Raw genomic sequence first — 12,760 nt, 5'->3', positions numbered from 1 at the left:
GGCGCATGCGACACGCACGGAAAGGGGCCCCGATGCCCATCTGGACTCTCCACCGAGGAGACGCCCTCACCACCCTGCGCACCCTTCCCAGCGGTTCCGTAGCCGCCACGATCACCGACCCGCCTTACAACTCCGGCGCCATGAGCGCCGCCCAGCGCACCGCCAGCACCGCCCGCGACAAATACGTCAGCGGCGACGCCCAGCACCAGCTGCCCGACTTCGACGGCGACAGCCGCGACCAGCGCAGCTACACCCTGTGGCTGACCTTGATCCTCACCGAGTGCTACCGCATCACCCAGCACGCCGGCCCCCTCCTGGTCTTCAGCGACTTCCGGCAGCTACCCGCCACCTCCGACGCCCTGCAGGCCGCCGGCTGGACCTGGCGCGGCATCGTCCCCTGGCACAAACCGATCTCCCGCCCCTGCAGAGGCGGCTTCAACCGGGCCTGCGAATACATCCTGTGGGGCACCAAAGGCCCCGTTGACGCCACCCGCAACCCCGTCTACCTGCCCGGCCTCTACTCAGCCAGCCAGCCGCGCGGCAAAGCGCGCGTCCACATCACCCAGAAACCGGACGGCCTCATGACCGAACTGGTCAAGGTCTGCGTGCCGGACGGCACGATCCTCGACCCCTTCACCGGCTCCGGGACCACCGGAGTCGCCGCGCTCGCCTCCGGGCGCAGCTTCATCGGCATCGAACAGTCCGAACAGATCGCCACCACCGCAGACGCCCGACTCACCGCAGCCGCCGCCTGACAGCCGCCAGCGCCCCGTGCCACACTGCTGCCGGCACTCGACTAGGGCAAGGTCGACGCTTCACACGGCCCGCCTCACTTCCACGTGAGGCGGGCCGGCGCGTCCCTGCTGGACAAAGATCACTACATAGCGTCACACTCATGCCAGCGGCACACCTGTGCCCACACAGCCCCGGCAGCGCCCCCGAGCGCCCGGGGCTCACGCATACCCGAGGGAGGCCCCCATGCAGCACCTCACCACCGCCCAGGCCTCCGACCTCGCCACAACCTGGCGCCGCACCCTGTCCGCCGGCGCCGCCGAGGTCACCCCCGCCACCATCCGCCAGTGGGCCAGCCGCGGCCACCTCGAGCCTGCAGGCCTCGACGACCGCGGCCACCCCCTCTACACCCTCGCCGACCTCGCCCGCGCCGAGCACGCCACCCGTGCCCGGGCGCTGCGCCTGGTCGGCATCGGTGCCCCCTAGCTCCCGCTGCCCGGCGATGGGCAGCGACCGCCGCCGGCGCCCCAACGCCACGGTGGGATGCCGGGCAGCGGGACGTCACAGAACAGACACACCACCCCCACGCACCGCACATGGCACGCGATGATGCCCCGTCAGCGCCCGTACGTCCTTGGGGGGACCATGCGCACACGAACCACCCTCGCCGCCGTCCTGCTCGCCCTCGCCGCCCTCACCGCCGGCTGCAGCAGCGACAGCAGCAGCGACACGCCGGCTGCCACAACGTCGGCCCCGCCGCCCTCGCTTACCGTCGACCCCGCCGAGGCACGCCAGGCATGCGTCGACGCCTGGGCAGAGACCATCAGCAACCGGCCCGACGACTTCAACGCCGAGGCCGACACAGACACCGAGCCCGCAGAGTGCGACGGGCTACCGCAGGACGAATGGACCGACCGCTACATGGACGGCCTCCAACAGGCCAACCAAGCCGGCCGCGATGCCCTGCAGGACCTCATCGACGAAGCCTCCGAGGAAGCACAGCCGTAGACCCCGGGAGGTGGCGCCCGTGGCCGGCAACCCCCGCAACGGGCGCCCCTACCGCACCCTCTGCGCCCGCCAGCGCGCCCTCGGTCTGCCCTGCTGGCTCTGCGGCCACGAGATCGACTACAGCCTCACCGGCTACGCCGCACAACGCAGCGCCTGGGCCTTCACCCTCGACCACGCCCAACCCCTCACGCGCGGCGGCGACCTCCTCGACCCCGCCAATGCCCGCAGCGCACACCGCCGCTGCAACAGTGCCCGCGGCAACCGCACCACCGCCCAGCCGCCGCAGGCCCGAGCCTCGAGGAGATGGTGACCATCAGCAACGGAGAGCAGGACTACGGAGCGTGGCGCACCGAGCAGCACCGCCGCGCCCAGGCCCACGCCTTCGGCTGGGCGGAACGAGCGACCACCGAGTACGGCCAGGCCATCCAACACGAGGACCAGGCCCGCGCCCGCCAGGGCCACGACCACGCCTGGCAACGCGACCGCATGGCCGAGGAGCGACGCCTGGCCGAGTTCCACGGCGTACGGACCACCGAAGCGCTGCGCCTCGCCACCATGTGGGCCGACGTCGCCCAGGCCCTCGCCGACGGCCTCGCAGGGCGGCAGCCAGGCAGGGGATGACAGCGTGCTGTACGTCATCACCGGCCCGCCGGCGGGAGGCAAGAGCACATGGATCACCGCGCACGCCACGCCCCGTGACATCGTCATCGACATGGACCGGATCGCCTCGGCGCTCACTGGCCCGGGCGCGCCGGCGTGGAACCAGGACACGGTCGTGCAGCGCGTCGCCCAGCGCGCGCGGTTCGCCGCCATTGATGAGGCGGTCAAGCACCTCGACGACGTCGACGTCTACCTGATCCACACCATGCCCGGGCCCAAGGCACTGGCCCGCTACCGTCGGCTACGTGCACGCATCGTCGTGGTCGACCCGGGCGAGGACACGGTGCGTGAACGTGTCGCGGCCATGCGGTCGGCCGGCATGGACCGGGTGGTCACCCGGTGGTACGGGCAGTACCGGCGGCAGGGCTCACACCCCGTCACTGCCCAGACGTCACGCGACTGGTGATGACCGAGCGATGGGCGACGCGTGGTCATCCGTGTCGATCCGTCGAACGTTCGCTCGAATGATCACGCTCGGACCGCGCCGAGCGGAGAAGGGGAGGGGGGCCGTGCCGCGACGTAAATCGAGGGGACGGGCGACCCAAAAGCCCTTGTCGCCCAGATCTCTCCCCGCGGCGATCGCACTTACCACCCCGAGCCCAGTTCGACCCTACAAGTTACTCTCTGTGACAATTGCCCCTGTAGCGGAGAGTAACTGACGATTCATCGCAGTCCGTGACTGTCTGTCCGGTTACGGGGGGTGATGACCGATGGGTGACGCTCCGAAGCGCCGACTCCGCCGAGGCGCGGTCGCCGCGGCGACCACCGCCGAACTTGAGGACCTGGGCGTCGACCCTACCGCCAACGCGCAGGCCGCGGCCGCCCTCCGGCTCGCCGCCGAACTCGACTCCGCCCCCGATCCCAAGGCAGCCGCAGGCGTCGCCCGCGAACTGCGCCAGGCCATGGCCGTGGTCCGCGCGGCCGCTCCCCCTAAGGAGCGCGGCGACCGCATCGACCAGCTGGCCGCACGGCGTACGGAACGGCGCGCGGGCGCCGTCTCCCCGGCAGCCGGTAAGGGCGGCGCCCGGTGATCGGCTGCCAGACGCCGAGGATCATCTCGACGCCCTGGTACAAGCGCGTCAGCACCGGCCGGTGGGACGGCACCGAGGACCAGGCCGCACTCGACTTCCGCTCGCCCGCCGGGCAGGAGTGCATCGAGCTCGCCGAGGACGCAGGCCTGCACCTCGACGTGTGGCAGCAGCTCGCGCTGCACCACTCCCTCGCGGAGGACGACGAGGGCCTGTGGACGTCCCTCGACGTCGTCCTCAACGTCGCCCGGCAGAACGGTAAGGGCGGGTTCCTCGAGGCCCGCCAGCTGGGCGAGGTGATCCTGTTCGGCGGGAAGTTGGTCATCCACACGGCGCACCAGTTCAACACTGCGCAAGAGAGCTTCCTTCGCCTCGATCAGCTCATCGAGGGCTCGTACTCCCTGAGCCGCCGGGTCAAGCGCGTGCGCCGCTCCCACGGCGAGGAGGGGTTCGAGCTCTTCAACGGGGCGCGGATCCGCTTCCTGGCGCGCGGCGGGGACAGCGGCCGAGGGTTCTCCGGCGACCTGGTCCTGATGGATGAGGCCATGAAGTTGCGCGCGGGCCCGATCGGCGCGCTGATGCCCGTGCTGTCGGCGCGGCACAACCCCCAGCTGGTGTACACCGGTTCGGCCGGCCTCGGCGACGAGAGCGAGCAGCTGGCACTACTGCGCGCCCGGGCCATGGCCGAGGGCGAGCAGCCGGACCAGTCGCTGACGTATCTCGAGTACTCCATCGACCCTCACGTCAAGGAGTGCCCGCAGGACGCCGACGGGCGGATCGTCTGCGACCAGCATGACGACCGGGAGGACGAGCGGTCGTTCGCCCGGGCCAACCCGGCGCTGGGCGTCCGTATCCGGACGTCGTACGTCCTGCAGGAGATGCGGGCCATGCGGTCGGATCTGTTCGACCGTGAGCGGGAGGGTGTGGGCGACTATCCCGAGGTCACGGACGAGACCTGGGAAGTCATCAGTAAGGCCGTGTGGGAGGCCTGTGAGGACTCCTCGTCGCGTCCCACGGACCCGGTGGCGTTTTCCATCGAGACGACGCCTGAGCGGACGTGGACGGCGATCTCGATCGCGGCCGCGACCGAGGGCGGCGGCGTGCACGTCGAGGTCGTTGCACACCAGCCGGGTACGGATTGGGTCGTCGACTGGGTCAAGGAGCGTGACAAGAAGTGGAACCCGTGCGCGTGGGTCATCGACGAGGGCGGTCCTGCCGGGTCCCTGGTGCCGGCGCTGCGCAAGGCGCTGGCGTACGAGGACGACGAGGACCGCGAGGACCGCTCTGAGCTGCTGATATGTCCGAAGGTGCGGCAGCTGACGCAGGCCTGCGGCCAGTTCTACGACCGCGTCACCGAGGGCACGCTGCGCCACCTCGGGCAGGCGCCGATGGTGGCCGCGCTGGCGGGCGCGAAGAAGCGCGAGGTCGGGGATGCGTGGCTGTGGTCGCGCCGTAGTGACGGCGTGGACGTGAGCCCGCTGGCGTCCGGTACCTACGCGGTGTGGGGCTGGGAGACGTACCACGACGTCGAGCCAGAGGAGGCGGAGCCTTGGGGCGCCTACGTGTGACGCGGTGGTCGCGGCTGGCCCGGGTGGGGCTCGGCTACGTGAGCGGCTGCGTGGGCCTGGCGGTGGGGGCAGGGCTGCAGTTCGGGTTCGGGGTGGGGCTGATGGTCGGTGGGGCTTTGACGGCTGGGTCGTTCCTGCTGCTGGCCGACGTCGACGAGACGGAGGAGGGCGAAGGGTGACGACTCTGTGGCAGCGGGCGCGGCGGCCGGCCGCGCGGTCGGATGACGACTGGTGGTCGGTGGGCGGGAACGTCTACTACGGCACCGGGCGGCCGGTGGACGGCAAGGAACGGCCGCTGCCGATCGACTTCGAGGCGAAGATTCAGCACGCCTACAAGTCGAACGGCCCGATTTTCGCGCTGATGCTGGTGCGGCAGATGCTGTTCAGTGAGGCCCGGTTCCAGTTCCGGCAGATGCGCAACGGCCGCCCGGGGGAGCTGTTCGGGACGTCGGCGCTGGCGCCGCTCGAAACGCCGTGGCCAGGAGGTACGACGGGGAATCTGCTGTCGCGGATGATCCAGAACGCGGACCTTGAGGGCAACGGGTTCGTGACGAACTACACCCCGGGCCGGCTGAAGGTCATGAGGCCGGACTGGGTCACGATCGTCACCGGCTCGGACGAGGATCCGAACCTGCCGAGCGAGGCCATCGACTCGCACCTGGTCGGCTACATGTACGACCCGCCGACCGGTGGCGAGCCGTGGTTCCTGCTGCCCGAGGAGGTGGCGCACTTCGCGCCGATCCCGGACCCGGAGTTCCAGTTCCGGGGCATGTCGTGGCTGACGCCGGTGATCCGGGAGATCGTCGGGGACACCGCGGCGACCCGTCACAAGCTGAAGTTCTTCGAGAACGGGGCGACTCCGCAGGTCGTCGTCTCCCTCGACCCGTCGGTGACGCCGGACAAGGTCGGCAAGTTCCAGGCGCTGATGGACTCGCAGCACCGCGGCGTCGATACCGCCTACAAGACGCTGTACCTGGGCGGTGGGGCCGATGTGACGGTCGTGGGCAAGGACCTCCACCAGCTCGATTTCAAGGCCACGCAGGGGGCCGGGGAAACCCGGCTGGCGGCCGCGGCCGGTGTGCCGTCGGTCATCGTCGGGTTCTCCGAGGGGCTGGCCGGGTCGTCGCTCAACGCCGGTAACTATGCGTCGTCTCGGCGGCGTCTGGCGGACGGCACGATGCGTCCGCTGTGGCGGGAGGCCGCCGGCTCCCTCGCTCAGATCATCGACGTCCCCGCCAACGCCGACCTCTGGTACGACGACCGCGACATCGCGTTCCTGCGGGAGGACCAGCGGGACGCGGCCGAGATCCAGGGCCTGCAGTCGCGCACGATCCGCCAGCTCGTCGACGCCGGCTACGAACCCGAAACCGTGGTCGCCGCCGTACAGGCCGAGGACTACAGCCTGCTGAAGCACTCGGGCCTGTACTCCGTGCAGCTGCAGAAGCCCGGCAGCGGACAGGGGGGCACTGCCCCGACGACCGACCCGGAGGAGGGGGCCTGAGATGGACGACACGTTCCGGCGGTACTTCCCGCTCGAGGACATCCGTGTCCGCGCCGGCGGAGACGGCCGCACCGTCGAGGCGTACGCCGCGGTGTTCGACACCCCGGTGGAAGTCCACGACCAGGACGGCGATTACCTCGAGCAGATCGACCGCCGCGCGTTCGACCGGACGCTGCAGCAGCTCGCCCCCGCCGGCTCACGCAGCACATGGCGGGTGGGGGTGTTCTACAACCACGGCCGCACCCTGTGGGGCACCCCGTCCGAGCGTGGATCGATGCCGATCGGCACGCCGGTCGAGCTGAAGACGGACACGCGGGGGCTGCTGACGGTCACCCGCTACAACAAGACCGAGCTCGCCGACGAGGTCCTAGAGAACATCCGCGAGGGCGCCATCACCGGGCAGTCCTTCACCGGCCGGATCATCCGCTCCGACCCGGGGCGTCCGCCCCGCAGCGGCTGGCGTGCCGACCGCGAGGGCAAGCTGCGCAGCGTGCGCCGACAGGAGATCGCCCTCAAGGAATACGGGCCGACTCCGTTCCCCGTCTACCAGGACGCTGCCGTTGTCGGCGTCCGCGCCGAGCAGGTCATGACCCTGCTCTCCGAGCTGCCCGTCGACGAACGGGACAAGCTCGCCACGATGCTTCGGACCGGTACGCCGCTGGACCCGCCCCCCGAGGGCACTCCAGCCGACCCGCCGGCCACCGGCGACCCCAACCCGGGGGCCGCCGCCGAGGACCCGCCCTCAAGGCACTCCGCTCGGCAGAAGATCGCGTGGATCAAGCTCCGCGCCGAGATCAAGGCCAGGAGGGCCAGAAGGTGACCACCAAGAGGAAGAAGAAGAGCGAGCGGCTCAACGAGGGCCTGGAGGCCCTGCGCTCCGAGCTGTTCGAGCTCGAGGAGCTGGAGGAGCCGACCGACGAGCAGGTCACGCGTGCGCGGGAGCTGCTCACCGAGGTCGACACCGCGCAGGAGGCCTACGACGAGCAGCTCGAGCATGAGCGGCGCGTCGAGGCTGTGCGGGCGGCCGCGCACGCCCCGGGCGGGCAGGAGCGCACGCCGGGCGAGGGGCCGGAGTTCATGCGGTCCCGGGGCAACCCGTACGAGGAGCTCGACCGGGTGCGCGGTGCGAACCTCAACGAGCGGGCCACGATCGGCGATCTGCGCAGCCGTGCCCTGTACGCGGTCGAGCTCGCGGGCGAGCAGCTGACCGAGGACCAGCAGGAGCGGGCCGAGCACCTGGTGCGCGGTGACCGCCGTGGCCGGATCGCGCAGCACCTGCTGCTGACCGGGTCGGACGACTACCAGCGGGCGTTCGAGGCGCTGCTGGCGAACGCCGGTAACCCGGCGCTGCTCGAGGACGACGAGTACCAGGCGTACAAGCTGGCCGAGGCGCACCGCCGGGCGATGACCCTGACGGACGCGGCGGGCGGGTTCCTGGTGCCGTTCACCCTGGACCCGACGATCATCCTGACGAACGCCGGGTCGGCGAACCCGTTCCGGCAGGTGTCGACGATCAAGACGATCACAACGGACACGTGGAACGGTGTCTCCAGCGCTGGTGTGACGGCGTCGTGGCTGGCCGAGTCGAACGAGGTCAGTGACAACTCGCCCACGTTCGGGCAGCCGTCCATCAAGCCTGAGAAGGCATCCGCCTGGGTGCAGGGCTCGTTCGAGGTGCTGGCCGACTCCGGGTTCGCGGCCGAGGTCGGGCCGCTCCTGGCGGACGCCAAGGACCGCCTTGAGGCGGCGGCGTTCGCCACGGGCGACGGCTCCGGCAAGCCCAAGGGTGTGGTCACCGCGGTGGCCGCGGTGGGTGGCTCGGTCGTCGCCTCGGCGACCACCGACACCTACGCGGTCGCCGACGTGTACGCCGTCGAGCAGGCGCTGCCCCCGCGGCACCGGCTCACCGGCTCGCCGTCGTGGATGGCGAACAAGGCGATCATCAACAAGACGCGGCAGTTCGACACCGCCGGCGGCAGCTCGTTCTGGGCGAACCTCGGCATGGGCCAGCCCGAGCAGCTGCTGGGCGCGCCGATCTACGAGGCGTCCGCGATGGACGGCGCCATCGACGCCAGCCAGAACAACTACGCGCTGCTGCTCGGCGACTTCCGCAACTACTACATCGTCGACCGGGTCGGCATGACGATGGTCTACGAGCCGCTCGTCAAGGGCGCGTCCGGCCGGCCGACCGGTGAGGCGGGCTGGTTCGCCTACTGGCGCGTCGGCGCGGACGTCGTCAACGCGGACGCGTTCCGGCTCCTCAACGTCACCTGATCCCGTCCGCCCTGAGGCGCGGCCCGCAGCTGCAGGCCGCGCCTCGTCACGTTGCAGGAGCACCCGTCATGTATCGAGCGAAGGACACATTCTGGGCGCCGGACAACCGGCGCATCGTCAAGGGCGACCTGGTCGCCCCACATGACCCGGTCGTCAAGGGCCGCGAGGGACTGTTCGAGGCCGTCGTCATCCCCCAGGCCGTACAGCCTGCCCAGACCGCCGACAAGCCGGCCGAGACCGAGCCGAGCGACGGCGTGCCGGTGGTCGTCGGCGAGCGCGGCCCGGAGCTGCCGCCGCCAGCCGAACCCACCAACCCCGGCAAGCCGGTGATGCCGGCCCCGCCGGAGGGACCCGCCGGGCCCAGCACCCCCGATCGGCAGCCGGCCCCGGCTCTGGCGAAAAAGACCGCGGCGAAGACCACCGCCCCGGCCCGTAAGCCCGCAGGAGGTGCGAAGTGAGGCGCACGGTCTACAACCACGTCCGCGCCGTGGCCACCCTCGGGGTCGCCGCGTACACCGCTGCGACCGACGGCAGCACGGTGGACCGGAAGCTCTCCGGGGCGTCCGGTACGAACGAGTGGCACCAGTCGGCGACGCTGCTGGTTCACGCCGGCACCATCACCGACGGGTCCCACGCCATCACCCTGGAAGTCAGCGATGACGGCCAGGACTGGGATGCCGCCCCGGCCAAGGACCTGCAGGGCGCGCTGCCCACCATCGCGGCCGCGGACGACGGCAAGGTCTACGAGGTCGGTTACCTCGGCACGGCCCGCTACCTGCGGGCCGTGACCACCGTGAGCGGCAGCCCCGAGACCGGCGGCATCTACGGGGCGGTCATCCTCCTCGGCTTCCCCAACGTCACGCCGATCTCGAGGACGTAGGGGGCGGGTGTGGCGCTGCTGACCCTGGCCGAGGCCAAAGCCCAGCTCAACCTCACCGGCGACGGCGACGACGTCGAGCTGCAGGACTACATCGACAGCGTCACCGCGGTGGTCGAGGAGTACTGCGGGCCCATCGAGCCGAGGGCGGTGACGGAGCGGCACGACGCGGAAAGCGGCCGCAGCGTCATCGTGCTGCGCACGACGCCTGTCCTGTCGCTCACCTCGGTGACTCCGGTCCTCACCGGCGGCGTGTCCCACCCGGTAGCCGGCCTGGACCTGGACCCGGACACCGGGGCAGTGCGCCGCCTCGACGGGGGCCGGTTCCGGGGCCTGTTGCTGTTCACCGTGCAGGCGGGACGGGCGGGCGTTCCGCCTGTCCCGCCGACGGTCAACCTCGCCTCCCGGATGCTGGTGCAGCACCTGTGGCGCACCCAGCGTCCATCCCGTAGCGGCGGGCTGGCCGGCGGCGGTGACGACTACACCGTGGGCGAGCCCATCCCGGGATTCGGCTACGCCGTGCCCAACCGGGTCCTCGAGCTCCTCGCTCCGTACCGACTTCCCCCAGGAGTGGCCTGAATGGATTCCCGTATCCCCGACGTGATCGCGGCCCTGGTGGGACTCGGCCGGACGGACCCCGACCTTGAGGGCGTCGCGGTGGCGGACGGCCCGGAGGTGTCCGACACCGCCGCCATGGACTGGCTGGTCATCGGGTTCGACGGCGACCCCACCGGAGACTTCGAGGCGGCCCAGTCCATCGCCGAGTTCGCCGGCCTGAGCACCCGCCGGGAAGAGCAGTTCCAGGTGACCGTTGCGGCGATCTCCAATCGCGGCGACACCGACGTCGTGGCCGCCCGCGCCCGGGCGTACGAGATCGGCGGCCGGGTCGTGGCCTGGCTGCAGGCCAGCCCCACCCTCGGCCTGTCCGAGCTCGAGGCCGGGGTGGCCGCCACGCGACTTGTGCAGGACCAGACCGACCAGGGAGCGTCGGCGCGGCTGTTGCTCACCGTGGCCGGCCGCGGATGGATCTAGGAGGCATTACGCATGGCTGCACTTTCCACGACGGTGACGCCGCTCGACGGCGCCACCGTCACGTACACCGCGGCGGCGGGAGGCGGGGACACCTGCGTCACCGGCGCCGGGGTACTACTCCTCGTCAAGAACGGCGACTCGGAGGCGCACACGGTGACGCTGGTGACGCCGGGCACCCACAACGGGCTGCCGATCGGCGACCGGGCCATCGAGGTGGCCGCCGGGGAGGACGTCGCCATTCCGGTGGGGGCCGACTACCGGGACTCGTCGACGGGGCGGGCGTCGATCACCTACGACGGCGTCACCTCGGTGACGGTCGCCGTGGTCCGGGTGCCGGTCTGATGGCCACGGTCACGATGACGCACCCCGATCTGCCCGAGCAGCGGATCGTGGTCGACGAGCTTTCGGTGCCGCACCACCAGGCGGCGGGCTGGCAGATCACCGAGGACCTGCCGCAGGAACCCACGTCTCCGGCACGCAGCCGGCGGCACACCACCAGGAAGGACAGCGACTGATGTCTACGCCGATCACTGCCAGCACCCGCTACTACAGGCGCGGTGTCACCAAGGTCCTCTGGGTGCCGGCGATCGCCAACAAGGCGGCCCCGAGTAGGTCGGAGATCAACGCGGGTACGGCGCTCGAGGGTGAGACCGGGGCCATGGCGGGATGGCAGACCACGTCCGCCACCGTGCCCACCCCCGCCCTCGGCTCCCGCTTCACGCCGACGGTCGGCGGTGAGATCACCGCGGCGGACAGCTCGCTGACCCTGTGGGCGTCCAAGACCGGCGTGGACGTGCGCACGCTGCTGACCCGCGAGACCACGGGTTTCGTGATGTGGATGGACGAGGGCGACGTGCCCGGTCAGACCTGCGACGTCTACCCCGTCACCGTCACCAGCCAGGCCAAGGTCAGGGAACTCGACACCGCCGCACAGATCATGGTGCAGTTCTCGATCACCTCCGAGCCGTCCGAGAACGTCGACATCCCGGCGGCCTGAGCCATGGCCACCAGTGTGCAGATCCTGGGCACTGGCCAGCTGGTCACGCTGTCCCGCCGCCTGCGGGCGGCGGGCGGCCCCCGCCTCCGGCAGAACATGGCGCGCAGGCTGCGGCGGGCCGCCGAGCCCCTGCACAGCGACTTGCAGAGCGACGTACGGACGATGCGCCTGCAGTCCGAGGGACGCAAGCGCAACAGGCGCGGGCAGATGGGCCGGGGCGGCCCGTCGCTGACAACCCGCCCCTTCCGCGGCATGCTTGCCGGCGGTGTCCGGATCAGCGTCCGCCAGGGCGCCAGCCCCGGCGCGCGCGTGTGGGTTGACCGCAGCCGCATCGAACCCAAAGCGCGGAACGTCCTGCACCAGATCAACCAGACCGGCAGGTTGCGGCACCCCGTGTTCGGCAACCGCAAGCGGTGGGCGAACCAGCGCGGCCCGGCCGGGTTCTGGACCCGCCGGGTGCAGGCCGGCACCCCGCGCATGCGCGCCGAGGTCGAACGGGTCCTGGCCGACGTACGCCGGTCCCTCGAATAAGGAGAACAGCCAGTGATCATCACCTACCGGCAGGACGACGGCACCGACGAGCGGCTCGACACCGACGACCTGTCAGCGCTCGAGGCGGCCGCCATCGAAGACGTCCTCAAGGACGTCCCCTGGCGGGGCATCGAGATGCGGCTGCAGGCCCAGGACCCCACCGCCCTGCGCGCCGTCCTGTGGGCGTTCCGCCGACGCGAGCAACCCGCCATCGAGTTCGCCGCGTTCGACGTCCCCAACTGGCGGCGCAGGCTCCGGGCCCGCCTGTCCCGGGCCGAGATCGACGAGGCCCTCACCAACGTGATGCGCGAAGCACTCGCCAAATCCGCGGACTCGACGATCGACGTACTGACCCCGCACCTGCGCAAACTCGCGCACGACCCCGACGACGTCGACGCCGCGCTCGACGCCCTGGGAAAAGGCCACTTGGCGCGCCGCCGGAAGGACTCCGAGGACTGATCTCCGAGTACCGGTGGCTGCTCGCGCACTACCTGCACATCCGGCCGTGGGAGATCGGCCAGCTGTCCGCCGAGGAGCTCGAGTCAGCGGTGG

The 12,760-nt window shown here is 71.0% G+C and carries 21 protein-coding genes; all 21 read left to right on the top strand.

Features of this window, described 5'->3' with window-relative positions; all coding sequences use genetic code 11:
• The first annotated feature begins 32 nt into the window (after window positions 1–32).
• A complete protein-coding gene (locus tag ACGFR9_RS27870; RefSeq protein WP_393213473.1) occupies window positions 33–755 on the top strand; it encodes a DNA-methyltransferase in 723 nt (240 codons plus the stop codon).
• A gap of 223 nt (window positions 756–978) precedes the next feature.
• Window positions 979–1,218, top strand: coding sequence for a MerR family transcriptional regulator (locus tag ACGFR9_RS27865; protein WP_393213471.1), 240 nt, complete (start codon window positions 979–981; stop codon window positions 1,216–1,218).
• 159 nt (window positions 1,219–1,377) lie between these two features.
• Window positions 1,378–1,740, top strand: a complete 363-nt coding sequence (locus ACGFR9_RS27860; protein WP_393213469.1) for a hypothetical protein — start codon at window positions 1,378–1,380, stop codon at window positions 1,738–1,740.
• A gap of 19 nt (window positions 1,741–1,759) precedes the next feature.
• On the top strand, window positions 1,760–2,050 hold the full coding sequence (locus ACGFR9_RS27855) for an HNH endonuclease (RefSeq protein WP_393213466.1): 291 nt from the start codon (window positions 1,760–1,762) through the stop codon (window positions 2,048–2,050).
• Window positions 2,044–2,361, top strand: coding sequence for a hypothetical protein (locus ACGFR9_RS27850; protein WP_393213463.1), 318 nt, complete (start codon window positions 2,044–2,046; stop codon window positions 2,359–2,361). Before ACGFR9_RS27855 ends, ACGFR9_RS27850 begins: the two co-directional genes overlap by 7 nt.
• Window positions 2,362–2,365: 4 nt before the next feature.
• Window positions 2,366–2,806 (top strand): AAA family ATPase, encoded by a 441-nt coding sequence (locus tag ACGFR9_RS27845; protein ID WP_393213460.1) that lies wholly within the window; start codon window positions 2,366–2,368, stop codon window positions 2,804–2,806.
• Between the two features lie 304 nt (window positions 2,807–3,110).
• Window positions 3,111–3,431 (top strand): hypothetical protein, encoded by a 321-nt coding sequence (locus tag ACGFR9_RS27840; protein WP_393213458.1) that lies wholly within the window; start codon window positions 3,111–3,113, stop codon window positions 3,429–3,431.
• Complete coding sequence (locus tag ACGFR9_RS27835) at window positions 3,428–4,996, top strand: terminase (protein WP_393213455.1); 1,569 nt, start codon at window positions 3,428–3,430, stop codon at window positions 4,994–4,996. The genes ACGFR9_RS27840 and ACGFR9_RS27835 overlap by 4 nt, the downstream gene beginning before the upstream one ends.
• Window positions 4,993–5,175 (top strand): hypothetical protein, encoded by a 183-nt coding sequence (locus ACGFR9_RS27830; RefSeq protein ID WP_393213452.1) that lies wholly within the window; start codon window positions 4,993–4,995, stop codon window positions 5,173–5,175. The genes ACGFR9_RS27835 and ACGFR9_RS27830 overlap by 4 nt, the downstream gene beginning before the upstream one ends.
• Entirely contained in the window at window positions 5,172–6,497 is a 1,326-nt protein-coding gene (locus ACGFR9_RS27825; RefSeq protein ID WP_393213449.1) for a phage portal protein, read from the top strand. The genes ACGFR9_RS27830 and ACGFR9_RS27825 overlap by 4 nt, the downstream gene beginning before the upstream one ends.
• 1 nt (window position 6,498) lies before the next feature.
• Entirely contained in the window at window positions 6,499–7,317 is an 819-nt protein-coding gene (locus tag ACGFR9_RS27820; protein WP_393213446.1) for an HK97 family phage prohead protease, read from the top strand.
• Window positions 7,314–8,771: a phage major capsid protein gene (locus ACGFR9_RS27815; protein ID WP_393213443.1), complete on the top strand. Its 1,458-nt coding sequence runs from the start codon at window positions 7,314–7,316 to the stop codon at window positions 8,769–8,771. Before ACGFR9_RS27820 ends, ACGFR9_RS27815 begins: the two co-directional genes overlap by 4 nt.
• 68 nt (window positions 8,772–8,839) lie before the next feature.
• Window positions 8,840–9,229: a hypothetical protein gene (locus ACGFR9_RS27810; RefSeq protein ID WP_393213440.1), complete on the top strand. Its 390-nt coding sequence runs from the start codon at window positions 8,840–8,842 to the stop codon at window positions 9,227–9,229.
• A complete protein-coding gene (locus tag ACGFR9_RS27805) occupies window positions 9,226–9,651 on the top strand; it encodes a hypothetical protein (protein ID WP_393213438.1) in 426 nt (141 codons plus the stop codon). Before ACGFR9_RS27810 ends, ACGFR9_RS27805 begins: the two co-directional genes overlap by 4 nt.
• Window positions 9,652–9,660: 9 nt before the next feature.
• Complete coding sequence (locus ACGFR9_RS27800) at window positions 9,661–10,227, top strand: head-tail connector protein (protein WP_393213435.1); 567 nt, start codon at window positions 9,661–9,663, stop codon at window positions 10,225–10,227.
• Window positions 10,228–10,680: a hypothetical protein gene (locus ACGFR9_RS27795; RefSeq protein WP_393213432.1), complete on the top strand. Its 453-nt coding sequence runs from the start codon at window positions 10,228–10,230 to the stop codon at window positions 10,678–10,680.
• A 12-nt stretch (window positions 10,681–10,692) separates the two neighbouring features.
• Window positions 10,693–11,022 (top strand): hypothetical protein, encoded by a 330-nt coding sequence (locus ACGFR9_RS27790; RefSeq protein ID WP_393213429.1) that lies wholly within the window; start codon window positions 10,693–10,695, stop codon window positions 11,020–11,022.
• Entirely contained in the window at window positions 11,022–11,195 is a 174-nt protein-coding gene (locus ACGFR9_RS27785) for a hypothetical protein (protein WP_393213426.1), read from the top strand. The genes ACGFR9_RS27790 and ACGFR9_RS27785 overlap by 1 nt, the downstream gene beginning before the upstream one ends.
• Window positions 11,195–11,677, top strand: a complete 483-nt coding sequence (locus tag ACGFR9_RS27780; protein WP_393213423.1) for a hypothetical protein — start codon at window positions 11,195–11,197, stop codon at window positions 11,675–11,677. The genes ACGFR9_RS27785 and ACGFR9_RS27780 overlap by 1 nt, the downstream gene beginning before the upstream one ends.
• Window positions 11,678–11,680: 3 nt before the next feature.
• Complete coding sequence (locus tag ACGFR9_RS27775; RefSeq protein ID WP_393213421.1) at window positions 11,681–12,208, top strand: hypothetical protein; 528 nt, start codon at window positions 11,681–11,683, stop codon at window positions 12,206–12,208.
• Window positions 12,209–12,220: 12 nt separating this feature from the next.
• Window positions 12,221–12,667: a hypothetical protein gene (locus tag ACGFR9_RS27770; RefSeq protein ID WP_393213418.1), complete on the top strand. Its 447-nt coding sequence runs from the start codon at window positions 12,221–12,223 to the stop codon at window positions 12,665–12,667.
• Window positions 12,668–12,760: the final 93 nt, after the last annotated feature.

This window comes from Streptomyces sp. NPDC048584 (genome assembly GCF_043199595.1).
GTDB lineage: Bacteria > Actinomycetota > Actinomycetes > Streptomycetales > Streptomycetaceae > Streptomyces > Streptomyces edwardsiae.
The sequence above is the reverse complement of the archived record's forward strand: the minus strand, read 5'-3'. Positions and strand labels throughout refer to the sequence as shown.